The organism is Acidovorax sp. LjRoot194, from assembly GCF_964253015.1.
GTDB lineage: Bacteria > Pseudomonadota > Gammaproteobacteria > Burkholderiales > Burkholderiaceae_C > Acidovorax.
This window is the reverse complement of record NZ_CAXUQB020000001.1, coordinates 4,029,538-4,054,469: the sequence shown is the minus strand read 5'-3', so window position 1 is coordinate 4,054,469 and position 24,932 is coordinate 4,029,538. Positions and strand designations below refer to the sequence as shown.

At 65.9% G+C, this 24,932-nt stretch carries 23 protein-coding genes; 19 read left to right on the top strand and 4 right to left on the bottom strand.

Annotated elements, in window-relative coordinates:
• Positions 1-116: 116 nt before the first annotated feature.
• The 12 genes from ACSQ3N_RS18355 (at position 117) to ACSQ3N_RS18300 (ending at position 14,531) form a co-directional block, all read left to right on the top strand.
• Positions 117-884, top strand: coding sequence for a DUF2325 domain-containing protein (locus tag ACSQ3N_RS18355; RefSeq protein WP_436147038.1), 768 nt, complete (start codon positions 117-119; stop codon positions 882-884).
• 117 nt (positions 885-1,001) lie between these two features.
• Positions 1,002-2,510: a sigma-54 interaction domain-containing protein gene (locus tag ACSQ3N_RS18350; RefSeq protein ID WP_436147037.1), complete on the top strand. Its 1,509-nt coding sequence runs from the start codon at positions 1,002-1,004 to the stop codon at positions 2,508-2,510.
• 153 nt (positions 2,511-2,663) lie between these two features.
• Positions 2,664-3,863 carry a substrate-binding domain-containing protein gene (locus tag ACSQ3N_RS18345; RefSeq protein WP_056169913.1) on the top strand — a complete coding sequence of 400 codons (1,200 nt, stop codon included), beginning with the start codon at positions 2,664-2,666 and terminating at the stop codon, positions 3,861-3,863.
• A gap of 162 nt (positions 3,864-4,025) precedes the next feature.
• Entirely contained in the window at positions 4,026-5,504 is a 1,479-nt protein-coding gene (locus ACSQ3N_RS18340) for an extracellular catalytic domain type 2 short-chain-length polyhydroxyalkanoate depolymerase (protein WP_436147036.1), read from the top strand.
• Between the two features lie 91 nt (positions 5,505-5,595).
• Complete coding sequence (locus tag ACSQ3N_RS18335; RefSeq protein ID WP_218384666.1) at positions 5,596-6,369, top strand: ABC transporter ATP-binding protein; 774 nt, start codon at positions 5,596-5,598, stop codon at positions 6,367-6,369.
• Positions 6,366-7,115 (top strand): ABC transporter ATP-binding protein, encoded by a 750-nt coding sequence (locus tag ACSQ3N_RS18330; RefSeq protein ID WP_436147035.1) that lies wholly within the window; start codon positions 6,366-6,368, stop codon positions 7,113-7,115. Before ACSQ3N_RS18335 ends, ACSQ3N_RS18330 begins: the two co-directional genes overlap by 4 nt.
• A gap of 115 nt (positions 7,116-7,230) precedes the next feature.
• Positions 7,231-8,220 carry a branched-chain amino acid ABC transporter permease gene (locus tag ACSQ3N_RS18325; protein WP_056169905.1) on the top strand — a complete coding sequence of 330 codons (990 nt, stop codon included), beginning with the start codon at positions 7,231-7,233 and terminating at the stop codon, positions 8,218-8,220.
• 16 nt (positions 8,221-8,236) lie between these two features.
• Positions 8,237-9,307 (top strand): branched-chain amino acid ABC transporter permease, encoded by a 1,071-nt coding sequence (locus ACSQ3N_RS18320; protein ID WP_436147034.1) that lies wholly within the window; start codon positions 8,237-8,239, stop codon positions 9,305-9,307.
• A gap of 109 nt (positions 9,308-9,416) precedes the next feature.
• Positions 9,417-11,579, top strand: coding sequence for a D-(-)-3-hydroxybutyrate oligomer hydrolase (locus ACSQ3N_RS18315; RefSeq protein ID WP_436147033.1), 2,163 nt, complete (start codon positions 9,417-9,419; stop codon positions 11,577-11,579).
• A 174-nt stretch (positions 11,580-11,753) separates the two neighbouring features.
• The gene (locus tag ACSQ3N_RS18310; protein WP_436147973.1) at positions 11,754-12,872 is read left to right on the top strand and encodes an ABC transporter substrate-binding protein; all 1,119 of its coding nucleotides are present in this window, start codon (positions 11,754-11,756) and stop codon (positions 12,870-12,872) included.
• A 170-nt stretch (positions 12,873-13,042) separates the two neighbouring features.
• Positions 13,043-14,017, top strand: coding sequence for an alpha/beta fold hydrolase (locus ACSQ3N_RS18305; protein WP_436147032.1), 975 nt, complete (start codon positions 13,043-13,045; stop codon positions 14,015-14,017).
• Between the two features lie 43 nt (positions 14,018-14,060).
• Positions 14,061-14,531 carry a DM13 domain-containing protein gene (locus tag ACSQ3N_RS18300; protein ID WP_436147031.1) on the top strand — a complete coding sequence of 157 codons (471 nt, stop codon included), beginning with the start codon at positions 14,061-14,063 and terminating at the stop codon, positions 14,529-14,531.
• Positions 14,532-14,585: 54 nt separating this feature from the next.
• Here the strand turns inward: ACSQ3N_RS18300 and ACSQ3N_RS18295 are convergent, their stop codons facing one another.
• Positions 14,586-14,837 carry a glutaredoxin family protein gene (locus ACSQ3N_RS18295; RefSeq protein ID WP_056169887.1) on the bottom strand — a complete coding sequence of 84 codons (252 nt, stop codon included), beginning with the start codon at positions 14,835-14,837 and terminating at the stop codon, positions 14,586-14,588.
• 202 nt (positions 14,838-15,039) lie between these two features.
• Here ACSQ3N_RS18295 and ACSQ3N_RS18290 point away from each other — a divergent pair, with 202 nt between their 5' ends.
• The gene (locus ACSQ3N_RS18290) at positions 15,040-15,216 is read left to right on the top strand and encodes a DUF2256 domain-containing protein (RefSeq protein WP_082516998.1); all 177 of its coding nucleotides are present in this window, start codon (positions 15,040-15,042) and stop codon (positions 15,214-15,216) included.
• 97 nt (positions 15,217-15,313) lie between these two features.
• On the opposite strand, the gene ACSQ3N_RS18285 is transcribed toward ACSQ3N_RS18290, so the two are convergent.
• Positions 15,314-16,471 carry an ABC transporter substrate-binding protein gene (locus tag ACSQ3N_RS18285; RefSeq protein WP_082516997.1) on the bottom strand — a complete coding sequence of 386 codons (1,158 nt, stop codon included), beginning with the start codon at positions 16,469-16,471 and terminating at the stop codon, positions 15,314-15,316.
• 271 nt (positions 16,472-16,742) lie between these two features.
• Here ACSQ3N_RS18285 and ACSQ3N_RS18280 point away from each other — a divergent pair, with 271 nt between their 5' ends.
• The 6 genes from ACSQ3N_RS18280 to ACSQ3N_RS18255 all read left to right on the top strand — a co-directional run bounded on the left by ACSQ3N_RS18280 (position 16,743) and on the right by ACSQ3N_RS18255 (position 23,130).
• Complete coding sequence (locus ACSQ3N_RS18280; protein WP_436147030.1) at positions 16,743-18,293, top strand: cryptochrome/photolyase family protein; 1,551 nt, start codon at positions 16,743-16,745, stop codon at positions 18,291-18,293.
• Positions 18,294-18,343: 50 nt separating this feature from the next.
• Positions 18,344-18,658: a hypothetical protein gene (locus ACSQ3N_RS18275; protein WP_436147029.1), complete on the top strand. Its 315-nt coding sequence runs from the start codon at positions 18,344-18,346 to the stop codon at positions 18,656-18,658.
• Entirely contained in the window at positions 18,655-19,353 is a 699-nt protein-coding gene (locus ACSQ3N_RS18270) for an SDR family NAD(P)-dependent oxidoreductase (protein WP_436147028.1), read from the top strand. The genes ACSQ3N_RS18275 and ACSQ3N_RS18270 overlap by 4 nt, the downstream gene beginning before the upstream one ends.
• A gap of 325 nt (positions 19,354-19,678) precedes the next feature.
• Positions 19,679-21,766: a GNAT family N-acetyltransferase gene (locus ACSQ3N_RS18265; protein ID WP_436147027.1), complete on the top strand. Its 2,088-nt coding sequence runs from the start codon at positions 19,679-19,681 to the stop codon at positions 21,764-21,766.
• Positions 21,766-22,203: a transcriptional regulator gene (locus tag ACSQ3N_RS18260; protein WP_436147026.1), complete on the top strand. Its 438-nt coding sequence runs from the start codon at positions 21,766-21,768 to the stop codon at positions 22,201-22,203. The genes ACSQ3N_RS18265 and ACSQ3N_RS18260 overlap by 1 nt, the downstream gene beginning before the upstream one ends.
• Positions 22,204-22,302: 99 nt before the next feature.
• Positions 22,303-23,130, top strand: coding sequence for an HNH endonuclease (locus ACSQ3N_RS18255; protein ID WP_436147025.1), 828 nt, complete (start codon positions 22,303-22,305; stop codon positions 23,128-23,130).
• Positions 23,131-23,259: 129 nt separating this feature from the next.
• Here the strand turns inward: ACSQ3N_RS18255 and ACSQ3N_RS18250 are convergent, their stop codons facing one another.
• Positions 23,260-24,024: a hypothetical protein gene (locus tag ACSQ3N_RS18250; protein WP_436147024.1), complete on the bottom strand. Its 765-nt coding sequence runs from the start codon at positions 24,022-24,024 to the stop codon at positions 23,260-23,262.
• Positions 24,025-24,378: 354 nt separating this feature from the next.
• Entirely contained in the window at positions 24,379-24,879 is a 501-nt protein-coding gene (locus tag ACSQ3N_RS18245) for a GreA/GreB family elongation factor (RefSeq protein ID WP_436147023.1), read from the bottom strand.
• Positions 24,880-24,932 lie beyond the last annotated feature (53 nt).

The window sequence follows — 24,932 nt, the reverse complement described above, 5'->3', positions numbered from 1 at the left end:
CAAGCCAGACACCGAAGGCCCTGACGTCCTTCCATGCCCTCCCCACCAGGCGGCTTGCTCAACGAGGCATGATTCTATCATAAAATGCGAATAGTTCTTATTTGCAAAGGTGGTGCATGCATTCACTTCCGCAGGAGTTTCTGGCGCTGTGCCGCCAGCTGGGCGACGCACAACAGCGCTGCAGCGCCGCCATCGCGGCGCAGGCCGCGCAGATCGACGCCTTGACCGCCGAGGTGGTGCGTCTGCGCGGGGCGGTCGTGCTGCGCGACACGCGCCTGGCCATCGCCCGGGACGAGCTGGAGCAGCTGCAAGCCGCGCACCCCGGGCTGCCGCGCCGCAAGGCCATGGCGCGGCACATCGGCCAACTGGCAGAGCGCATCACCGCCTTGTCGCGCGAGTGCCTGCGCTGGCGCCAGGCAGCGTCGCAAGGCGCGCGCGCGGCGGTGCAGGAAGGGCTGGGAGGGGCTGACAGGGCAGGGCTGATTCATCCGCCAGCCACTGCCGCAGCGCATGTTTCGGCACCGCTGCCTGCCGCACCGCTCCCGCCTGCGGCGCAGGCCTTTCAGCCCCGGCCCCATGCCATGGTGCGCAACGATGTCGAGGCGGCAGAACACATGGCCCTGGATGCCAACCTGGCCGCCGCCGACCTGGTGATCTGCCAGACCGGCTGCATCAGCCACGACCAGTACTGGCGCGTGCAGGACCACTGCCGCCGCACCGGCAAGCCCTGCATCCTGGTGGACCAACCCCTGGCCGTGCGTGAGGCCGAGGTGATCGCGGCGATCCAGCCCATGGTGGTGCTGCGCATGACGCGGTCGCAGTATCCGGCGGGGGTGGATGGCGGTATGGGGGCACCTGCAATTTTGAATGAAAATGCCACCTAGCGCTGGATGGTGAAGCGCCAGCAGCTATATTTTGTATAGCAAACGGTGCCTGTAGTACCTGCACTTGCCGCCACGGTAGCGCGGCCCCGCTCAGCGCCGCCGCGCTACCATCCGCGCATGCCTTTGCTCACCGACGACGCCCCCGCTCTGCCGCTGGACGCCCAGGGCATCCTGGAACTGGCGGCGCGCTCCATGTTCCAGCTGTTCTCCAGCGTCAGCCAGGGCATGTTTCTGGTGGACCGCAGCGGGCGCATCGTGTGGGTCAACGAGGGCTACCAGCGCTTTCTGCCCGACTTGGGCTTCTCGTCGGTCGACCAGTTCGTCGGCCGCACGGTCGAAGAAGTGATCCCCAACACGCAGATGCGCCGCGTGCTGGAGACCGGCCAGCCCGTGCTGATCGACCTGCTCACCAACAAGGCCGGCACCTTCGTGGTCAGCCGCATCCCGCTGCGCGACGATGCCGACCGCGTGATCGGCGCCATCGGCATCGTGCTGTTCGACCACCCCGAGACCACGCTGCAGCCGCTGATCAGCAAGTTCGCTTTGCTGCAGCGCGACCTGGACGACGCGCGGCGCGAGCTGGCCAGCCAGCGCCGGCGCAGCCTGGCCGTGGCGGGCGATGGCGAGCGGCGCTCCAAGTACACCTTTGCCAGCTTCATCGGATCGAGCCCCGCCGCCGCCGAGGTCAAGCGCCAGGCGCGGCGCGCGGCGCAGTCGCAAAGCCCCGTGCTGCTGCTGGGCGAGACGGGCACCGGCAAAGAGCTGTTGGCCCACGCCATCCACGCGGCGTCCAGCCGCGCGGGCGGCCCCTTCGTCAGCGTCAACATCGCCGCCGTGCCCGACACCCTGCTGGAGGCCGAGTTCTTCGGCGTGGCCCCCGGCGCCTACACCGGCGCCGACCGCAAGGGCCGCGACGGCAAGTTCAAGCTGGCCGATGGCGGCACGCTGTTCCTCGACGAGATCGGTGACATGCCGCAAAGCCTGCAGGCCAAGCTGCTGCGGGCGCTGCAGGAAGGCGAGATCGAACCCCTGGGCTCCAACAAGCTCGTGCCCTTCAACGTGCGCATCCTGGCCGCCACCTCGCGCGACCTGGCCGCGCTGGTGCGCGAGGGCAAGTTCCGCGAAGACCTGTTCTACCGCCTGCACGTGCTGCCGGTGCGCGTGCCGCCGCTCAGGGTGCGGCGCAGCGACATCCCCGCGCTGGTCGAAGCCCTGGGCGAAGACCTGGCGCTGCGCAACGGCACGCCCCCGCCCGAGCTGCTGCCCGACGCGCTGGCCCTGCTGGCCGGCCAGCCCTGGCGCGGCAACATCCGCGAGCTGCGCAACGTGCTGGAGCAGGCCGTGATGCGCTCGGACTCGCAGTCCATAGACGCCGCACAGCTCGAGCGCGTGCTGCGCGAGGCCGGCGTGGAGCCCGCAGCACCCGTGCAGGACACCACCGCCGTGGTGGTCGAGGCCGAGGATGAATCGCGCTACCTGCGCCCCCTGGCCGAGCAGGTGGCCGAGCTGGAGCAGCGCGCCATCCACGCCGCCATGAAGGCCCATGGCGGCAACAAGCTGGCCACCGCACGGCAGTTGGGCATCTCGCGCGCAACGCTCTATGGACGTCTGGAAAACCCTGAATAAATTTCAGGCAAGTGTCTGAGATTCAGGCAATTTGACTGTATTGATTTCAGGCATGACCTTGGCGGCGCTGAGGAAATTTTCTTAAGAATCAACAGCTTGCGCCTTGGCACGAACTGTGCAATGTTCAGGCATCAACACAAAGGAGACATCGCCATGCACCGTCGCACCCTGGTCGCCCTCGCTGCCGCCGCAGTCACCGCAGCCGCCACGCTGTCCGCCCCCGCGTTCGCCCAGTCGTCCGGCGAGATCCGCATCGCCCACATCTACAGCAAGACCGGCCCGCTGGAGGCCTATGGCAAGCAGACCCAGACCGGCCTGATCATGGGCCTGAACTACGCCACCGGCGGCACCATGACCGTCAATGGCAAGAAGCTCGTCGTCATCGAAAAGGACGACCAGGGCAAGCCCGACCTGGGCAAGAGCCTGCTGGCTACCGCGTACTCCGACGACAAGGCCGACATCGCCGTGGGTCCCACGTCGTCCGGCGTCGCGCTGGCACTGCTGCCCGTGGCCGAGGAATACAAGAAGATCCTGCTGGTCGAGCCCGCAGTGGCCGACTCGATCACCGGCGACAAGTGGAACAAGTACATCTTCCGCACCGGCCGCAACAGCAGCCAGGACGCCATCTCCAACGCCGTGGCGATCGACAAGGAAGGCGTGACGGTGGCCACGCTGGCCCAGGACAACGCCTTCGGCCGCGACGGCGTCAAGGCCTTCAAGGACTCCATCAAGAAGGCCAAGCTCTCGCACGAGGAGTACCTGCCCGCCGCCACCACCGACTTCACCGCCGGTGCCCAGCGCCTGATCGACAAGCTCAAAGACCAGCCCGGCCGCAAGATCATCTGGATCGTCTGGGCCGGCGCCGGCAACCCGTTCAAGATCGCCGACCTGGACTTGAAGCGCTACGGCATCGAGATCGCCACGGGCGGCAACATCTTGCCGGCCATGGCCAGCTACAAGAACTTCCCCGGCATGGAAGGCGCCACCTACTACTACTTCGGCATCCCCAAGAACCCGGTGAACGAAGCCATGGTGGCCGCGCACTACAAGGAGTTCAAGACCCCGCCGGACTTCTTCACCGCCGGTGGCTTCAGCTCGGCCATGGCGCTGGTCACCGCGCTCAAGGCCACGGGGGGCGACACCAACACCAACAAGCTCATCAAGACCATGGAAGGCATGAGTTTTGAGACCCCCAAGGGCAAGATGACCTTCCGCAAGGAAGACCACCAGGCCATGCAGAGCATGTACCACTTCAAGATCAAGGTGGACCCGGCCTTTGCCTGGGGCGTGCCCGAGCTGGTGCGCGAGATCAAGCCTGAAGAGATGCAAGTGCCGATTCGCAACAAGCGATGAACGGTTTGCGTGGCCCCGCTGGCTGACGTCCGTTCAGTCCGGCGGGGATCCATCCTCGCGGGGGCGGCCGCCCCTTTTTTTCCAGTGGATTGATGCATGAACCTCCGGGTCTACACGGAGGCTGGGTCAGACTTTCTCAAAATTATTTGGAGACAAGACAACATGGCTTTCAATTTCATCCGGGCGGCTGCAGCAGGGGCTGCTTTTGCACTGTGCGCCTCGGGCGGCGCTCACGCCGCCGTCAACCTCCCCGCACTCAAGATCGACAAGACACAGACCACCGTGTCGGGCCTGTCGGCCGGCGGCTTCATGGCCGTGCAGCTGCACGTGGCGTACTCGGCCACCTTTGCCAAGGGCGCGGGCGTGGTCGCCGGCGGGCCGTTCTACTGCGCCGAAGGCTCCATCATCAACGCCACCGGGCGCTGCATGGCCAGCCCCGCCAGCATCCCCACCAGCACGCTGGTGAGCACCACCAACACCTGGGCCAGCCAGGGCCTGATCGACCCAGTGGCCAACCTGCAGGCCTCCAAGGTCTACCTGTTCTCCGGCACGCTCGACAGCGTGGTCAAGACCGGCGTGATGGACGCACTGCGCACCTACTACAACAGCTTCGTGCCCGCGGCCAACGTGGTCTACAAGAAGGACATCGCGGCCGAGCACGCCATGGTCACCGACGACTACGGCAACGGCTGCTCCACCAAGGGCGCGCCCTACATCAGCGACTGCAACTTCGACCTGGCCGGCGCCATGCTGCAGCACCTGTACGGCACGTTGAGCCCGCGCAGCACTGCTGCGCTGCCCACGGGCAACTACGTCGAGTTCAACCAGAACCAGTTCATCACCAACCACGGCATGGCCACCACCGGCTGGGCCTACATTCCGCAGGCCTGCCAGGCGGGCGGCACGGCCACCTGCAAGCTGCACGTGGTGCTGCACGGCTGCAAGCAGAACATCAGCGACGTGCAGCAGCAGTACGTGCGCAACACCGGCTACAACCGCTGGGCCGAGACCAACAACATCGTGATGCTCTACCCGCAGACCAGCACCGCAGCCACCAACAGCTGCTTTGACTGGTGGGGCTACGACAACGCCAACTACGCCAAGAAGTCCGGCCCGCAGATGGCCGCCATCAAGGCCATGGTGGACCAGGTCTCCAGCGGCGGCACGACCAACCCGCCCACAAACCCCGCATTGCCCGCCCCCACGGGCGTGAGCACCTCGGGCGCCACGGCCAACTCCATGGTGGTGGGCTGGAGCGCTGTCTCGGGCGCGGCCAGCTACAACGTCTACCGCAATGCGAACAAGGTCAACGCGCTGCCGGTGAGCGGCACGAGCTACACCGACACCGCCCTGGCAGCCTCCACCACCTACAGCTGGACGGTGCGCGCCGCCGACGCCAACGGCGCCGAGGGCGCTGCATCGGCCGCCGCAACGGGCACCACGCTCGCTGCACCGGGAGGTGGCGCCACCTGCACCACTGCCAGCAACTACGCCCACACCATGGCCGGCCGTGCCTATGTGTATGGCGGCTACACCTTTGCGCTGGGCTCCAACCAGAGCATGGGGCTGTGGAACATTTTCGTGAACAACACGTTGAAGCAGACCAGTCCCAACTACTACGTCATCGGCACATGCCCTTGACCATGCGCTGAACACCGCGCGCTCTGTCCATGTCAGGGCAGGGCGCGCGGTACCCCTGAAAGACGACGACCGTGAAAGTGACGCACTACCCATGAGCACCTTGTCCACCAAGGACTTGACCATCCGCTTCGGCGGCCACGTGGCGGTCAACGCCGTGACCTGCTCTTTCGAGCCCGGCACGCTGACCGCCATCGTGGGCCCCAACGGCGCGGGCAAGACCACGTACTTCAACCTCATCTCGGGGCAACTGCGCGCCACGGCGGGCAGCGTCACGCTGGGTGGGCAGGACCTCACGGGGCAGTCCGTCTCGGCGCGCACGCATGCGGGCCTGGGACGGGCGTTTCAGCTCACCAACCTGTTCCCCAACCTCAGCGTGCTGGAGAACGTGCGCCTGGCCGTGCAGGCCACGCAAGAGGGCAAGCACCGCCGGGGGCTGAACCTGTGGAGCATCTGGAGCGACCACCGCGACCTGACCGACCGCGCCCGCGCCATCCTGCAGGCGGTGGCCATGCTCGACCGCCAGGACACGCCTGTGGCCAGCCTGCCGCACGGCGACCAGCGCAAGCTCGAAGTGGCGCTGCTCATGGCGCTGGAGCCGCAGGTCTACATGTTCGACGAACCCACGGCCGGCATGAGCCACGACGAGGCCCCCGTGATCCTGAACCTGATCCGCGAGCTGAAGAAAGACAAGACCAAGATCATCCTGCTGGTGGAGCACAAGATGGACGTGGTGCGCGAGCTGGCCGACCGCATCATCGTGCTGACCAACGGCACCCTGGTGGCCGACGGCGTGCCCGCCGAAGTCATCGCATCGCCCGTGGTGCAGGAAGCCTATCTCGGCGTGACGAAGGAGGCGGCCGCATGACGACCCCCAACACCCACAACAACATGGGCAACCTGCTCGAACTCAAAGGCGTGCACACCCACATCGGCGCGTACCACATCCTGCACGGCGTCGACCTGGCCGTGCCCAAGGGCCAGCTCACCATGCTGCTGGGCCGCAACGGCGCGGGCAAGACCACCACGCTGCGCACCATCATGGGCCTGTGGCATGCGTCGCAGGGCAGCATCCACTTCGCAGGCCGCGACATCACGGCCATGAACACGCCCGCCATTGCCGGCATGAACATCGCCTACGTGCCCGAGAACATGGGCATCTTCGCGGACCTCACGGTGAAGGAAAACATGCTGCTGGCCGCGCGCGGCGCCAAGAACGCCGCGCAGATGGACACGGCCCGGCTCGAATGGATCTTCCGGCTCTTCCCGGCCGTGGAGAAGTTCTGGAACCACCCCGCGGGCAAGCTCAGCGGCGGGCAAAAGCAGATGGTGGCCGTGAGCCGCGCCATCGTCGAGCCGCGCGACCTGCTCATCGTGGACGAGCCCAGCAAGGGCCTGGCGCCCGCCATCATCAACAACATGATCGAGGCGTTCGACCAGCTCAAGAAGAGCGGCGTGACCATCCTGCTCGTCGAGCAGAACATCAACTTCGCCAAGCGGCTGGGTGACACCGTCGCCGTGATGGACAACGGCCAGGTGGTGCATGCAGGCAGCATGGCCGCGCTGGCGCAAGACGAGGCATTGCAGCGGTCGCTGCTGGGGCTGGCACTATGACAAACACTCTGAATTTCAAGCCTTTTGCTGCTCTACCGCTCGATAGGCAAGCGCAAGCAGCTATCAAAAGTGTAGCAATCGCTGTCACAGCACCCACCCGCCCAGGAGGTCCGGCATGAGCATCATCGCCCGCGACTTCGACTGGAAACCCCTGGCGCTGGTGCCGGCGCTCGCGCTGGTGGTGCTGCCCTTCATCGGCTCGCCCAGCACCTGGCTCACGCTCACGGTGGCGGGCCTGGCCATGGGCATGATCATCTTCATCATCGCCTCGGGCCTCACGCTCGTGTTCGGCCTGATGGACGTGCTCAACTTCGGGCACGGCGTGTTCATCGCGCTCGGTGCCTTCGTGGCCACCAGCGTGCTGGGCGCCATGGGCGACTACACGCAAAGCGCCGACCTGTGGCGCAACCTGATGGCGGTGCTGCCCGCCATGCTGGTGGCCATGGCCGTCGCAGGCGCGGTGGGCCTGGCGTTCGAGCGCTTCATCGTGCGGCCGGTGTACGGCCAGCACTTGAAGCAGATCCTCATCACCATGGGCGGCATGATCATCGGCGAAGAGCTGATCAAGGTCATCTGGGGCCCCGCGCAGATCCCGCTGCCGCTGCCCGAAGGCATGCGCGGCTCATTGCTCGTGGGCGACGCCGCCATCGAAAAATACCGACTGATCGCCGTGGCGGTGGGCCTGGTGGTCTTCGGCGTACTGGCCTGGACGCTGTCGCGCACCAAGGTCGGCCTGCTCATCCGCGCGGGCGTGCAGGACCGCGAGATGGTCGAGTCCCTGGGCTACCGCATCCGCCGCCTTTTCGTGGGCGTGTTCGTCGTGGGCTCGGCCCTGGCGGGCCTGGGCGGGGTGATGTGGGGCCTGTACCAGCAGAACGTGATCCCGCAGATGGGCGCGCAGGTCAACGTGCTGATCTTCATCGTGATCATCATCGGCGGCCTGGGGTCCACGGGCGGCGCCCTCATCGGCGCGCTGCTGGTGGGGCTGATGGCCAACTACACCGGCTTTCTGTTGCCCAAGGTGGCGCTGTTCTCCAACATCGCGTTGATGGTGGCCATCCTGCTGTGGCGTCCGCAGGGCGTCTACCCAGTCGCCAACCGTTGAAGAGGAGCCCCACAACATGCTGAACCGACTTCTCTCCGGCGACTACCCGCGCAGCAAGGTGCTGGCGGTGATCCTCGTGGCCATCTTCCTGGGGCTGGCGTTCGCGCCGTTCCTGTTCCCCGGCGTCAAGGCGCTGTCCGTGGCGGCCAAGGTGCTGATCTTCGTGGTGCTGGTCGCCAGCTTCGACCTGCTCCTGGGCTACACCGGCATCGTGAGCTTTGCGCACACCATGTTCTTCGGCATCGGGGCCTATGGCATTGCGGTGGCCACCACGCGCATGGGGCCCACCTGGACCGCGCTGGCCGTGGGCCTGGGTGGCGCGCTGGTGCTCTCGCTGCTGCTGTCGCTGGCCGTGGGGCTGTTCTCGCTGCGGGTGCGCGCCATCTTCTTCGCGATGATCACGCTGGCCGTGGCCGCGGCGTTCCAGACGCTGGCGTCGCAGCTGTCGGACATCACCGGCGGCGAAGACGGCCTGACCTTCAAGGTGCCCGAGATCCTGTCGCCCAGCTTCGAGCCGTTCGACGAGCCCTTCCTGGGCGTCACGCTGGATGGGCGGCTGCTGTGCTACTACCTGCTCTTCGTGGTGGCCGTGGCGCTGGTGCTGGCGCTGCTGCGCATCGTGAACTCGCCCTTCGGCCGCGTGCTGCAGGCGATCCGCGAGAACGAGTTCCGCGCCGAGGCCATCGGCTACCGGGTGGTGGTGTACCGCACCACATCGAGCGTGCTGTCGGCCCTGTTCGCCTGCTGCGCGGGCGCCATGCTCGCGCTCTGGCTGCGCTACAACGGGCCGGACACCTCGCTCAGCTTCGAGATCATGATGGACTGCCTGCTCATCGTCGTGATCGGCGGCATGGGCACCATCTACGGCTCGGCCATCGGCGCCGTGCTGTTCCTCGTGGCGCAAAGCTACCTGCAGGATTTGCTGCGCCTGGGCAGCGAGGCCGCGTCGGGCCTGCCCTGGCTGTCCGGGCTGCTGTCGCCCGACCGCTGGCTGCTGTGGCTGGGCGTGCTCTTCGTCCTGTCGGTCTATTACTTCCCCACCGGCGTGGTGGGGCGCCTGCGCGCGGCCGCGGCGCGAAAGGCCTGAGCACCACACGTCCGCCAGCGCGGACGTGGGTGGCGCCCGCAGGAGCGGGCGTGGGTGAGGTGTGGGGTAGCTGTGTAAAAAAGTGAAGACAAAAACAGGAGACAAGCACATGGTGAAGAAAAGCATCCACGGGGGCCTGCGCCCCTTCGTCCCCGCGGCCCTGGCGGCAGCGGTCCTCGCGGCCTGCGGCGGCAATGGCGGTGACAGCAACAACAACAACGCACCCGCGCTGAACGCAAAGCCCGCGTACCTGGGCACCATCAGCGAGACCAGCTACGACGGCACCAGCAACGACCTGCTGACCGCAGGCCTCGGGGCCAGCGGCCTGGCCGCAGCCCTGCCGCCGGCCTCTGCCGACCCGCTCAAGCCCACCGCGGCCGAGCTGCGCCGCACGGCCATCCACACCAACTACCGCGGCATGCTCGACATGACCGCCGCGGGCGGCTACGGCCTGCTGTACGGCCCCAACGTCGATGCGCAGGGCAAGGTCACCACCGGCGAGGGCAAGGTGGCGGGCACCGAGTACATCGCCTTTGCCGACGACGGCACGGGCCGCAAGAACGTCACGCTCATGGTGCAGGTGCCCACCACGTTCAACCCGGCCAAGCCCTGCATGATCACGGCCACCACCTCGGGCTCGCGCGGCGTGTACGGCGGCATCTCCACCGGCGAATGGGGCCTGAAGAAGGGCTGCGCCGTGGCCTACTCGGACAAAGGCACGGGCGGCGCACCGCACGACCTGCAAAACGACACCGTGCCGCTCATCGACGGCACACGCGCCACCGCCGCCGCGGCGGGCAAGAACGCGGCCTTCAACGCCGGCCTCACCGCCACCGAGCTGGCCGCCTTCAACACCGCCACGCCCAACCGCTTTGCCTTCAAGCACGCGCACTCGGGCCAGAACTCCGAGAAGGACTGGGGCACTACCACGCTGCAGGCGGTGGAGTTCGGCTACTACGTGCTCAACCAGCGCTACGGCAACACCGACGCCGCCGGCCAGCGCCTGAAGACGCTCACGCCCGCCAACACCATCGTCATCGCGTCCAGCATCTCCAACGGCGGCGGCGCCGCCATTGCCGCGGCCGAGCAGGACACGCAGGGCCTCATCAGCGGCGTGGCCGTGTCCGAGCCGGCGCTCGAGCTGCCGGCCAACCCCGGCGTCACCGTGCGCCGCGGCGGCACCACCGTCGCCGTCACGGGCAAGACGCTGGTGGACTTCACCACCTATGCCAACCTGTACCAGGCCTGCGCGTCGCTGGCCGCCTCGGTCAGCACCAGCCCCTATGCGGCTGCGTACGCTGCGGGCTTTGCCAGCGCGGCGCTGCCCATTGCGCCCAACCGCTGCGCGGCATTGAAGACCGCCGGGCTGCTGTCGGCATCCACCACCGCCACGCAGGCCGAAGAGGCGCTGCAAAAGCTGCGCGACTACGGCTGGGAGCCCGAGTCGAACGACCTGCACGCATCGCTGGCCGCGTTCGAAGTCGCGCCCGCCGTGGCCGTGACCTTTGCCAACAGCCTCTCGCGCGCCAGCGTGATGGACCACCTGTGCGGCTTCAGCTACGCCGGTGCCACGGCGGCCGGTGCGGTGGCGCCGCTCGCACCCGCTGCGCTGGCGGGCATGTTCGCCACCGGCAACGGCGTGCCGCCATCGGGCGGCATCCAGCTCATCAACAATAAGGGCAAGCTGGGCGCGGCGCGCGACTTCCTGTCGGTGTCCGAGTCTGGCGTGGCCGACTGGAACACGCCGGGCGCGCTGTGCCTGCGCAACCTGGTCACCGGCACCGACGCCGCCGCCAAGAAGCTGCAGGCCGGCGTGGACGAGACCCGCCGCAACGGCAACCTGCGCGGCAAGCCCGCCATCATCGTGCACGGCCGCGCCGACGCGCTGCTGCCCGTGAGCCACACCTCGCGCCCCTACGCCGCGCTGAACAAGAAGGTCGAGGGCGCGGGCAGCAAGCTCAGCTATGTGGAAGTGGCCAACGCCCAGCACTTCGACAGCTTCATCGGATTGCCCACCGTGCTGCCTGGCTACGACACCCGCTATGTGCCGCTGCACGTGTACCTGAACCACGCGCTCGACGCGGTGTACGAGCACCTGGCCAACGGCAAGGCACTGCCTGCCAGCCAGGTGGTGCGCACCGTGCCGCGCGGCGGCGTGGCCGGCAGCGCGCCCGCCATCACCGCGGCCAACGTGCCGCCACTGGCCGCCACGCCCGTGGCTGCCAACGCCATTGCCGTCACGGCAGCAGGCGCCATCACCATCCCTGACTGACCGCAAGGAGCTTCGCAAGACCACCGCAGTCCAGCCCCTCAGGGTGAGCACAGGCCCCGTGCCCGCGCTCACCGGAAGGCTGCGCGAACGACATCCGAACGGAGACATAACACGATGGACAAGCTCAAACGATGGAGCCGCTGCGCAGCCTCCAGGCTGGCGTCAATGGCGGCGATGACGACGGCCATGGTGGCCTTGTGCAGCGCCGCACTGGCGCCCCCGCTGCATGCGGCCGAGGTCGTGGTGGGGCAGGTGGCCCCGCTGTCGGGCGTGCTGGCCAGCACCGGCGCGCAGATGGTGTTGGGCGGCAAGATCTACTTCGACTGGGTCAACGCCCAGGGCGGCGTGCACGGCGCCACCATCCGCCAGGAGGTGGTGGACGACGCGTACAAGGTCGCAGACACCGTGCGCCTGACCCGCGGCATGCTGGCGCGCCCCGACGTGGTGGCGCTGTACGGCTTTGCGGGCACCGCCAACATCACGCAGCTCTTGGCCGACGGCGTGCTGGAGCAGGGCGGCGCTGCGCTGGTGGCGCCGTACACGGGCGGCGAGTCGCTGCGCAGCCCGTTCAACCCCTGGATCTTTCATGTGCGTGCGGGCTATGTGGACGAGACCGAGCACATGGTGCAGCAGCTCACCACGCTGGGCATGAACCGCGTGGCCGTGATGTACCAGGACGACGGCTTCGGCAAGGCGGGCCTGGCGGGCGTGGAGGCGGCGCTGGCCAAGCGCAACCTCAAGCTCGTGGTGGCCGCGGGCTACGAGCGCAACACCGACCAGGTCGATGATGCCGTCAAGGCCATCAAGGCCGCCGACGTGCACGCGGTCATCATGATCGCCATCAACAAGCCCGCCGCCGCGTTCATCCAGCGCTACCGCGAGCAGGGCGGCGGCGCGCAGCTGTACAACATCTCGGTGGTCGACCCGACCGAGCTGGTCAAGCTCGCGGGCATCAAGAACGCGCACGGCCTGGGCATCAGCCAGGTGGTGCCATACCCGTACCGGCCCCAGCTGCCCGTGGTGCGCGAGTACCAGTCGCTGCTCAAGAAATACGCGCCCGAGGCCGAGGTCAACTACACCAGTTTCGAGCAGTTCCTGGGCGCCAAGGTGCTGGTGGAGGCCCTGCGCCGCGCGGGGCCCGCGCCCTCGCGCGCCCGGGTGGTCAAGGCGCTGGAGTCGCTGCAGAGCTACGACCTGGGCGGTATCACGCTCGGCTACTCGCCCACCAACCGCATCGGCTCGCGCTATGTGGAGGTCACCGTCATCGGCAGCAACGGCCGCCTGATGAAGTAGTACGGATATGCCTTCAACCGTTGAACGTCGTTGGTTCGCCTTGCCGTGCTACAGCACTGTCTGCGGCTCCCGCCTAGTTGAACGGTCGAATGCACATCCGTCCATGCCGCCCCGCATACGCAGCCGCCCGCCGTTTTCCATTTTCGTTTTCGTCCCCAAAGGTTGCCACCATGTCCCCCACTTCGCGCTACGCCACCTGCGCCGGCTATGAGATCCACTACATGGAGTGGGGCGCACCCGATGCGCCGGTTGTCATCGCCTGGCACGGCCTGGCGCGCACCGGGCGCGACATGGACGATCTGGCGGCCCACCTGGCGCCACGCTTTCGCGTGATCTGCCCCGACACCATCGGCCGGGGCCTGAGCCAGTGGGCCCGCGTGCCAGAGGACGAATACCAGCTGTCGTTCTACGCACGCATCGCGGCCGATCTGTTCGACCAGCTCTCCATCGACAAGGCGCACTGGGTGGGCACATCGATGGGCGGGGCCATCGGCACCGTGTGCGCGTCGGGCCTGTTCGAGCCGCAGTTCAAGGGGCGCATCACCAGCCTGCTGCTCAACGACAACGCGCCCCGCCTGGCCGATGCGGCGCTCGAACGCATCAAGGCCTATGCGGGCCACCCGCCATCGTTCGGCACGGTGCAGGAGCTCGAAGCGTTCTTCCGGCAGGTGTACCAGCCCTACGGCTGGCTCAGCGACGCGCAGTGGCGCCGCCTGACCGACACCTCCACCCGCCGCCTGCCCGACGGCCGCGTGACGCCGCACTATGATCCGGCCATGGTGCAGCAGTTCACCCACCACACCAACGACTACCTGATCTGGGACCACTACGACGCGCTGGACATCCCCGTGCTGTGCCTGCGCGGCGAGCAGTCCGACCTGGTGCTGCGCGACGTCACCGCCGAGATGCTGACCCGCGGCCCCGGCGCGCGCGGCCAGGCCCAGGTGATCGAAGTGGCCGGCTGCGGCCATGCCCCGGCGCTGAACGTGCCCGCGCACTACGCGCTGGTCGACCGGTTTTTGGTGCACGGCGTGAAGGACCCTGGCCCGGCCGAGCCCGCCATGGTGCGGTCTGCCGGCGGTGCCGGCCTGCATGCGAAGGCGCCGGTGCAGTACCGCGCCGCCACGCACCTGCAGTGGCCGTGATGGCCGTGATGACTGTGATGACTGTGATGACTGTGGCACAGCGATGAAGAAACTGCTGGCGCTGACCGCCTCGCACCTGCTGGCAGTGGCGGTGGGCTTTGGCGCGGGGGTGTATATGCTGCCCATCCTCATCGCGCCGGCCAGCCCCACGCCGCAAGACCTGCAGCCCAGCGCGTCCACCGCGCAGTGGACGGCCACGCTGCGCCGCGACCTGAAAGGCAGCGACGCGCTGCACTGGGGCGAGGGCACGGTCCACATCGGCCCGCATAGCATCAGCCTGCAGGGCAGGCTGGCCCCCGGGCCCGACTACAAGCTCTACCTGTCGCCCCAGTTCGTGGAGACCGAGGCCGACTTTCTGCGCATCAAGCCGCAGATGCTGCGCATCGGCGACGTCAAGACCTTCGACAACTTCATCGTCCCGGTGCCGCAGGGCGCAGACCCTGCCAAGTTCAACACCGTGGTCGTGTGGTGCGAGACGTTCGGCCAGTTCATCACCGCAGCGCAGTACCGCTAGCGGTGCGCGACCCGGTGGTGGCTGTCGGGGCTTTGGCGGTTGCCGCAGCCGTGGTTACGGTTGCTGCTGGGCCAGTTGCGCCAGGGCAGCCTGCACGCCCGCCAGGCCGCCGACCCGCTGGTCGTTGATGAAGACCTGCGGCATCTGCCGTACCGACGGCCCGCACTTGGCATAGAAAGCCAGGCGCTCGGCCTCGTCGTCGATCTTGATCTCTTCAAAGGGCAGGGCGCGCGACTGCAGCAGCTTCTTGACGGAGTCGCACTGCGGGCAGGCGGACTTGGAATACACGGTGATTTTGAGCGTCATGGGCGCAAGTTTACGGGCGCCGCCGCCCGCCTGCGCGGCTGGGGGCATCGGCCGGCTGCGGCACAATGGCGGCGGCAGGGGTGTTGCTGCCTGGTGCCGGGCTCGCCATGCACCACCCGCCTTCACCGCAGCCAGCCGCCCCGTTCAACTGTCTGTTCAATCCGCACGCCCAGCCACTGCACCCTGGTATCTCTGCACACCCATGCGCATGCGCAAGAAGCACGACCTGCCGCACAAGACCTGCCTGCACTGCGGCCGGCCCTTCACCTGGCGCAAGAAATGGGAGAAGGTGTGGGACGAGGTGAAATACTGCTCCGACCGCTGCCGCAGCGAACACAAGCGCCAGCGCCCCGCCGGTGGCGGCAGCACCGGCCCCTGACCGGCCAGCCCGCAGCGGCCTTCGGCCTACAAGCCCGCTGATGGATCGTTTTGCAGATGGAAGCCTCAGCGCTTCTCCGCCTCACGGCGTCACGGCGTCAGCGCCTGAACCGGTCCCCATTGAAATACGTCAGCTCCACAAAATCCGTCCCGTTGTGGTCCTGCGGCCCATACCGCAACTCAAAGCCACCCATGTCGTACGGCCGCATGGAATGCAGCGCCTCCATCAGCTTCTCGCGCGACGCGGTGCGGCCCGCGCGGCGCAGCGCCTCGATCATCAGGCGGCCGCTCACATAGCCTTCGAGCGACGAATACCCCGGCGCGCTGCCCTCCACGCGCTTGAGCGCGGCCTGGTAGGCCTTCACCACCGGTATCGCCACGCTGTCGGGGTTGGGCACCACCTGCGCCACCGTGATGCCCTTGGCCGACTCGCCCAGCGCGGCCAGCAGCGGGCGCGAGCCCAGGAACGAAATCGAAAAAGCCGGCGCCTTCACCCGCGCGCGCAGCGCCTTGTAGAACGGAATCCCCATTGCCCCCACCGACAGCGACGTCAGCGCATTGGGCTGCCACGCCGCAATCTCGTCCACCGCACGGGCAATGCCCTCGGGCGTCTCGGTCACGAGGAACGCCTTCCACGCCGTGTTGCCATACGCCTTGGCCGCCGCGTCGAACGCCGCCAGCGTCGCCTTGCCAAACGGGTTGTCGAAGTACGCCACCGCGCACTTGGTGAACCCGGTGGAGCCCAGCTGCTGCACGATCTTGCTCAGCTCCTGCGCATAGCTGGCACGCGCATGGAACACCAGCGGGTTGAAGGGCCGCAGCGCGTCCGACCCCGTGGCCGGCGCTATCACCGGCACCTTGGCCGCCATGGCCACCGGCAGCGCGCCCATCACGCTGGTGGTGCCGCCGCAGCCCAGCAGCGCAAAGGCGCGCTCCTGCTCGACGAGCTTGCGGGCGTTGTCCGTGGCCTTGGCCGGGTCGCCGCCGTCGTCCAGGCTTACCAGCTCGAGCTTGCGCCCGTCCACGCCGCCCTTGTCGTTGGCCTCGATGAACGCGGCGTTGATGCCCTTGTTCATCTCCACGAACGGAAAGGCCAGCGGCCCGCTGAGCGCCGCCGTCTGGCCGATGCGCCAGGCCTCGGCAGGCTGCGCGTGCACCCACGCGGGGGCCGTGGCGGCCGAGGCCGCCGCAGCGGCAGTAAGCAACCGGCGGCGCGTGAGTGGCGGCGGGGCGCAAGGGGTTGCAAGGGTGGGCATGGGCCGGGTCTCCTGTCGTTATGTGTCCTGCCAGCCGGGCCCGCACAGGGCGCACCCGCCGCTGGCGGCGCGGCCAGTATCCAGCGCGGCCCGGCCCGCACCGGTCGGGGAAAACACTGGCTGCCCCCCCCCGCGCGTCACCTTGGAGACTGGCCCCGGCCCGCGTCGTGGCTACCCACGCCTGCGCAACTGGGCCCACCCATCGTGCCGCTCGGCGCTGCCCGAACATAATCCAGCGGCAGCGCCACACCACATCCCTTTGACCACCCCCATGACCCCACCCCCGCCCCGCGCCCACACCCTGCGCTTGGTGCTGGGCGACCAGCTCAACCCCCTGCACAGCTGGTTTGCCGAGCACGATGCCGGCGTGGTCTACGTGCTGATGGAAGTGCGGCAAGAGACCGACTATGTGCTGCACCACGCGCAAAAAATCCTGGCCATCTTCGCCGCCATGCGCGACCTGGCGCGCCAGCTGCGCGCGGCCGGCCACCGAGTACGCTACGTCGCCATCGACGACGCGAGCAACCGCCAGTCCCTGCCCGGCAACCTGGCCGCGCTCATGGCGCACTACGGCGCGCAGCGCCTTCAGTACCAGCACCCCGACGAATGGCGGCTGGACGAGCAACTGCGCACCTGGGGGGCGGAGCAAACCTTTGCCGTCGAGGCCGTGGGCAGCGAGCACTTCTACACATCCCGCACCGAGGTGGCCGACACGTTCCGAGGACGCCCGCAGTGGCTCATGGAGCACTTCTACCGCCGCATGCGCCAGCGCCACCGCGTGCTGATGGACGAGGTGGGCGAGCCCGAAGGCGGCCACTGGAACTACGACCACGACAACCGCAAGCCCTGGCCCGGCACGCCCGCCACCCCGCCCGATGCACGCCCCACGCACGACCACAGCGCGCTGTGGGCCACCATCCAAGCCGCGGGCGTGCAAAGCTTCGGCAACCCCCAGGCCGCGCAACTGCGCTGGCCCCTCAACAGGGCACAAGCGCTGGCGTGGCTGGACCACTTCATCACCACCACGCTGCCGCACTTTGGCGCGTACGAAGACGCCATGAGCACGCGCAGCGCGCGGCTGTTCCACTCGCTGCTGTCGTTTGCGCTCAACACCAAGATGCTGAACCCGCGCGAGGTCGTGCAGCGCGCCGAGGCTGCCTACCGCGCAGGCACCGCCCCGCTGCCGGCGGTGGAGGGCTTCATCCGCCAGATCCTGGGCTGGCGCGAATACGTGCGCGGCATCTACTGGGCCCACATGCCCGGGTACGACGAGCGCAACGCCCTGGGCCACACCGCGCCGCTGCCCGACTGGTTCTGGACCGGCCACACCCGCATGCGCTGCATGCAGCACGCCGTGGGCCAGTCGCTGGAGCACGCGTACGCCCACCACATCCAGCGCCTCATGGTCATCGGCAACTTCGCGCTGATGGCGGGCCTGAGCCCCGCCGCCGTGCACCGCTGGTACCTGGGCGTGTACATCGACGCGTTCGAATGGGTGGAGGTGCCCAACACCGTCGGCATGAGCCAGTTCGCCGACGGCGGCCTGCTGGCCACCAAGCCGTACGTGAGCAGCGCCGCTTACATCGACCGCATGAGCGACTACTGCACCGGGTGCCACTACGACACGAAGCTGAAGGTGGGCGAGCGTGCGTGCCCGTACAACGCGCTGTACTGGGATTTCTTTGCGCGCAACGAAGCAGTGCTGGGCAAGAACCCGCGGCTGGTGATGGTTTATCGGCAGGTGGAGAAGATGCAAGGGCCGCAGCTGGATGCGCTGCGCGAGCATGCGGCTGGCTTGCGCACTAGACTGGGTGCGCTTTGATTTCGCCCCATGTACCAGCCATGCAACTCCATCAGTACCCTGTGCCGCGTATGTCTGCCCAGATCATTCAGGAGTGGGCTGAAGAGCTTGCAGTCCGCTATGGCTGCACCGTGGAAACGTTCATGGCCAAGCCCGGCCATTTGATCTTTTTCCCCTCCCAAACCCTTCGCATCGAACTCATGGATGGATCCGCCGTGGAATTCAATTACGCGTTCGCACTGGTGAGCGAAGCCCGCCGCACCGTCGCCGTTTTCACCGAGCACTGCGGCCACCATGTGTTTCCGCACCATCAGGCCAAAGTGCTCTGCAATGGCATCCTGCTCTATGCGCAAGACACACAGCCAGGCGACTGGTCATCCCCATGAACTCACTCCCCCACGGCTACCGCGCCATCGTCATCGGTGCCACCGGCGCCATCGGCAGCGCCTTTCTGGCGCACCTGCGGGCCGACCCGCGCTGCGCCTTGGCCGTGGGCCTGGGTCGCCACACCAGCCCGGCGATCGACCTGGACGACGAGGCCACCATCGCCAACGCCGCCCAGCACCTCAAGGCCCAGGGCCCGTGGCACTGCATCATCCACGCCGCCGGCATGCTGCATGGCCCCCACGGCCTGCCTGAAAAGCGCCTGGGCCAGATGAACTACGCGCAGATGGAGGCCACCTTCCGCACCAACACCTTCGGCCCTGCGCTGGTGCTGGCCCACTTTGCGCCGCTGCTGCCCAAGCAAGAGCGCGGCCTGCTGGCCGTGCTCTCGGCCAAGGTGGGCAGCATTGGCGACAACCGCCTGGGCGGCTGGTACAGCTACCGCGCCTCGAAGGCCGCGCTGAACATGCTGCTCAAGACGGCGTCCATCGAAGTGGCCCGCACCCACCCGCAGGCCGTGCTGGTGGCGCTGCACCCGGGCACCGTCGACTCGGCGCTGTCGGCACCGTTCAATGGTGCGGAAATCGGCCGCCGGGCCAGCGATGCGGCGGGCGATATGTTGCGGGTGTTGGATGGGTTGGAGGCGGGGGAGACGGGCGGTTTTTATGGCTATGGCGGTGAGCTGCTGCCTTGGTGAGGGGAGGGCGGCTTTAGGCTGAGAGCCGTCGTTCATCTCTTACGCAGCCCGGAGCACCAAGGGCCCCGAAGGTGGCGCGGGCGAGCCGTCGTTCGTTCCCGCCAGCAATCAACCCGTTGCGGTCATCCAGATTTCAATCTCACAGTCGGAGAGCAGTCTGCCGCTCAAATCGAGCCAAGCTCGCCAGCTTCCGTTCAATGCAGGCTTGCTTTCGTCTCCGTTACAGTTACCCCAAAACACCAAAAGGGGAGCTATGACAAAGAGCGGAGGTGTGGTCCGGATCGTTACGGAGCCAAGTGCTGCTACGGCGCTCTTGGGAGAGGTCGTGCAGGCAGCAGACAGCGACCGAGACGCGCTCGGATTTTTCTCGCGCAGCGTCTATGCGGCCTTCTGTCGCAAAGGGCAATTGTTTGTAGCGGTCGAGAGTGACGGTCGCGGCGAGACGTATGTCGGTCATCTGTTGTTTGATCTCCGCTTCCCCAAAGCGCACGTGCGGCAGATCTATGTTCCTAAGACCAGTCGCAGTCGAAACATCGGTCGGATGCTGCTCGATGCCTTGAAGAACATGTCGACGGAGGCACAGTTCATTTCGATTCATGCCCGGGTAGCTGAAGACCTCAAAGACGCCAACTTGTTCTGGGAAGCGCAGGGGTTCTACGCCCAACGAGTTGAACCAGGAGGGGCTAGTCGCAATCGCATGATCGTGGTTCGCGCCCATGAACTCGACACCCCTCAGCTCTTTGCGCCCAGCGGAATCAACGCCGTTGACCCACTCGGCCTAGGTGCCTTGGAGGGTGGGGGCAAACCGCTCTACCTTCTGGACTTGAATGTGCTTTTCGACCTCGGGCCTCGCCGGCCTCGGTACGAACTAGCCATGAGTGTCTTCAGGGCCGAGCGGATGCGGACATGTTCACTGGCGATTAGCAGCGAGATTGAGACGGAGCTGCGCCGCACGGCCCACGACGGAAAGACGGATCCGATGCTCTCGTTCGTAGGAACACTTGCGAAGTTCTCGACGCCACCAGACAACGAGTGGGGGCGCCTTTCGCCGATGCTTGCGGCAATCGTGTTTCCCCAGCGCCATGCGTCGGGCTCGCTGTCGGAGAATGACAAGTCTGACCTGCAACACCTCGCAACGGCTATTCACCACGGCCTGCCAGGGCTCATAACCAGCGATGGACGAATTCTTGAGCGGGCACCTGAGCTCAGAAGGCAGTTTGGAGTGGACGCAATTTCGCCTGAGCTGTTTCAGGTCGAGCCCGACCACACCGCGAGTCCTGTAGTGCACAAGGCCCATAGTACGGACATCATCGAAGTGCAACCTGCATCGGCAAGCGATGCAACGGCCGTTCGGAGTCTGTTGACGAACCTTGGCCTCGACACTGCGACCCAGGTTAACGAATGGGCCGCCACTGAGGCCGATAATTCGGCGTGCTTGCGCCACGTGGCGCGATGCAATGGTGTCGTCGCTGGCTACTTAGTAATGCCGACGAGCGTTCGAGGACAGGAGATTCGAGCTTTTGCGGCGGTTGCCGAGGACCAGAGAGACGCATATGAGATTGCCCAAACCTTGCTCCGACACGTTCTGAGCATCGTAAAACCAGGGGATGTCGGCCGGGTGCGGTTGAGCTGTCCTCCGCGTCAAGCCACGCTTCGCGAAGTCGCGGCAACCTTTGGCTATGTGGCGTCCTCATCGACGTCGGACGACCTTCAGAAGATCGTCGCCAAAGGGCGTATGACTAAACGTAACTGGGATGTCGGACGCAAATCGTTGGCGGCAGTGGGCAAACTAGGTTTGCCAGACACGCCCCCACTGTTCCGGCACGTCGATCAGCAGATTTCAGTGATTCGACCGGACGGGCAGAAAGTCTTGGTCCCGCTTTTCAAGTTGGAGTCCCTGCTGGCGCCGATGCTCATGTGCTTGCCAGGTAGAGAGGGTGTGATGGTCCCCCTGAGAAAGCAATTTGAGGAGCATCTCTTGGCGGACTCACCGCAGGACTCCTTCCTACCCCAAGGAAAGGCCCAGCTTGCACCGTTGCGCCACTACCTGAGCGACAAGAAGACACTTAAGAACTATTCGCGCGGTGATTTGATGTTCTTCTACGAGCCCGTGAAGAACGGAGGTTCCGGCGCTGTCATTGCGGTTGGTCGCGTACTACGTGCCTACCTTCGCGATGAGTCTGCCATGCAGGCCGACGACTTGGCGCCATCGGTGCTGGATAGCACCCAACTTTCCAGCATCGGGGTCGCGAAGACCAAGACCATCACGGTGTTCGACAATGTGTTGCGCCTGCCCAGGCCTGTACCGCTGCATGAGCTCAAGGCTTTGAACTGCGGCGAGGCCTACCAACTGATTACTTGCCAACGACTGTCTTCCGAGCAGGTTCAGGCGATCCTAGAAAAAGGCCTTTGATGCAACCGAACCAGCATGTGCTCATATCACTTGACGAGCGCCATGCAAACAACATCCTCGCTGGTACTAAGCAAGTGGAGCTAAGGCGCAGAACCATGCACGTTGAGCCAGGCTCGACGATTTGGTTCTACGTGAAGAAACCTGTAGGTGCAGTCGTTGGTTTTGCGACCGTGGGCACGATCTACTCGGCCGCGCCGAGCACCGTCTGGCGTAAATACAGCTCCGTCTCAGGCCTCGGCAAGTCCGAGTTCATGAGCTACTTTGACGGGGTGGCTGTGGCGTCGGCGATGGCGCTGTCTGGCGCCAAGAAATTGAAGAAGCCCATCACGCTTGAAGCCCTTCGGACAGCCATTCCGGGGTTCCATCCGCCGCAGTTCTACTGTCGACTTGAGGCCAATTCACCGGTCAGGCAGCGCCTTTTAGCAGTGACCGCCTAGGGTTGCCGCTATCTAGGAAAAGCTGGTCGATTCACATCCAGGCAGAGGCGGTGAGGGGCGGCACCGTGTGCGTCTGATCCCCACAGGCAAAACTCCAACATGAATCTCTTCGTCATCAACACTGACCTCAAAGACGATGCGGTTGACGCCGAGCATCGCTGGTTTGACAGGGGCATCGCCGTCACAAGCGGTGGTCAGCGATACCGCAACGGCCTGAAGCGCCCTCGCGAAGGCGACCTGCTGGCGCTATACGTCAATGGGCGTGGCATTGCGGCGGTTGGGCGCGCAGTCGATGACGTCGTTGTGGAGGTTCACGGGGATGACCTCGTCAATCCGAAGGAGTCGGAGGAGTACCACCGCGCCGTGGTCTGGCAGTACGACCTAAGGGAGGCGCCCATCACCATTCCCGCCCTTCGAGACCTCCGCATATTCGGACAGAACGCCGTCAGCCAGGTCAAGTTGAGCAGTGCGTACCAGGGGTTCCTTCAGCTCCTAGCTGGCCGGGCGGCCAAGCCACAGTCGGATCGAACGGAATTGAGGCGCTCGGCCGCCCTGGTCCAAAGGACCGGCCCGCTGAAGCGCCCAGCGGGGGCGCGGAAGCCGTTGCAGCGGCCGGCTCCTGGCATGGTCTTCGACCGCGATCCAGCCGTTAAGGCCTGGACACTTCGGCGCTCGAAGGGACTATGCGAGTGCTGCCGCCAGAAAGCGCCCTTCACAGACAAGGACGAGTTGCCTTACCTTGAGTCCCATCATATCGTGCACCTAGCCAACGGCGGCCCCGATACCCCTGACAACGCCGCGTCGGTTTGCCCGAACTGCCATAGGGAGCTTCACCACGCGGGCGAGGCTCGCCGGCGGGAGTTGACGGACAAGCTGCGCCGTTACGTTCTTGAGACGGAAGAGGCATCTGGTGGGGTACTGGCCTAGCGTTGGGCGACCGGGGGCTGTAAAGTGATTGTCCAATCGCTGCGAAGCTGGCCCTTACGGCGTTCCAGGACCATTAGCTGCGTGCCTCGCAGCTCGTCCTTCTAGCCACGAGCCTACAAGGTTTGACAGCTACATCAGTTCGAAAGGAGAAAGAACGCCGCAGAGCCTACCCTGCTTTTCTTCGACAAGCCAAAGCCGCGTTTCCTTTCCCAGGTCATCCGCGAGGAGCTTCTGGACCTCATCCGTGGGGCCAACAACGGTAGCCTCCAGCAAGTCGAGCTCTTGGGCAGCTTCATCAATCGTGCGCGCGAGCGCCCCCGCCCAGTCCTTGCTAGCCAGCATGTACCTGGCGAGACCGTTCTCAGAAAGCAGCTTCCACCCATCCTTGAAGACAGGCAGAAACGAGAAGGAGTGCGTGAGCATCAGCTGCCGTGCGTACGCGACCGGCTGCCAAGCTTCCAGCACGACGGGTGACTTAACCATGAAGTCCTTGACGGCCTGGCGAGGGAGTTGCTGTTCTTTCATGAGTGCCTCTTCTAGGCCGATACAGAGTTCGATGGCTGCTGCCGTCGCATGCCGTGCGAAGACACCGGTATGCATCGCGTCGTTCCTCGCTTTTTTAACCACCGCAAAAAGCGCCGAGAAGGTGCAGAAACGTCCAGGATGCGTCTCTGATAGTCGAGAAAGTACGACTGACGCATTGGCCAATTCAGCAAGCGCTTGCTCATACTGGCCCAGGTTTTTCTTGCGGCCGAAAAGCCGTAGGCCTAGTGCCTCGAGCGCAAAACAGATCGCATCAAAGCCCTCGGCATCTGCCAGCGCAGCGTAACGGCCGGCACGCAGCGCATCGCGATGGTAGAGGCGCTCGTGCCATTGAAGCGTGGGAACATTCATCCGCGCGTTTGAAGGCCCTGCCGCAGGCCTTGATTTATTGACGATCAGTCAGTGTCGCAGATATAGGTAATATCTTTGAGTCATTCTCGATTGCATTGCCTCGTAGAGTGGCCCGTCGGGCCATCGCCCTGTAGCCGTAGAGAACGACTGCTTGATGCTGGACAGGGCGAGCACGCGTGCGCGCGGCCACTGGCCGCAAACGCTGCATTGCAGACGTCGTCGCGGTCGATGTTCAGTCCGTGCGTTTCAGTCCGACCAAGGGTTGCTGCTTGTTCTAGAGGTGGCCGAATTCACGCTCCCATCCCGACCAAGGTAAGCAGTTGCTGAAGAACTAGGCGTGAACTTGCCATCCGCTCAATCAACCCGCAGCACCTCAAACTCCTGCCGAACGAGCGCAACCTGTACCCACACTTCATCCCCCTCGCACTTGCCCAGCACGGCCCTGCCCAACGGGGCATCGCTGCTGATCACCTGCACGGTGTGACCGCCGAAGGCCAGCTTCATGCTGCCTCCCTCCGGCCCGAGAAAGAGCAGCAACTGCTGCTGCTGCTGCTGCTGCTGGTCATCAGCATCGACCAGGCAGACCAGCGCACCCAGCTGTATGCCTTTGCTGGCGTCATAGGGGTGCGGGCGGAACTGGCGCCAATGGGCCATCGCCTGGCGGATGGCTTCGGCGCGGCGGGCCTGGCCGGTGGCCAGGTAGGCGGCTTCCAGGCCCAGTGTGTCGTACTTGTTTTCGGCGATGTTCTCTTCGTGGGTCGCGGTTTCATGGGCCGCCCGCACGGCCTCCTCGGCCTGCAGCAGGTCTTCGGCGAGGCGTTCCAGTACCTGCTGCTGCAGCAAGAATTTATCCATGATGATCATCAAAAGTCGGCATCTCTAACGGGCGGGGGCGGCGCTGGATTATG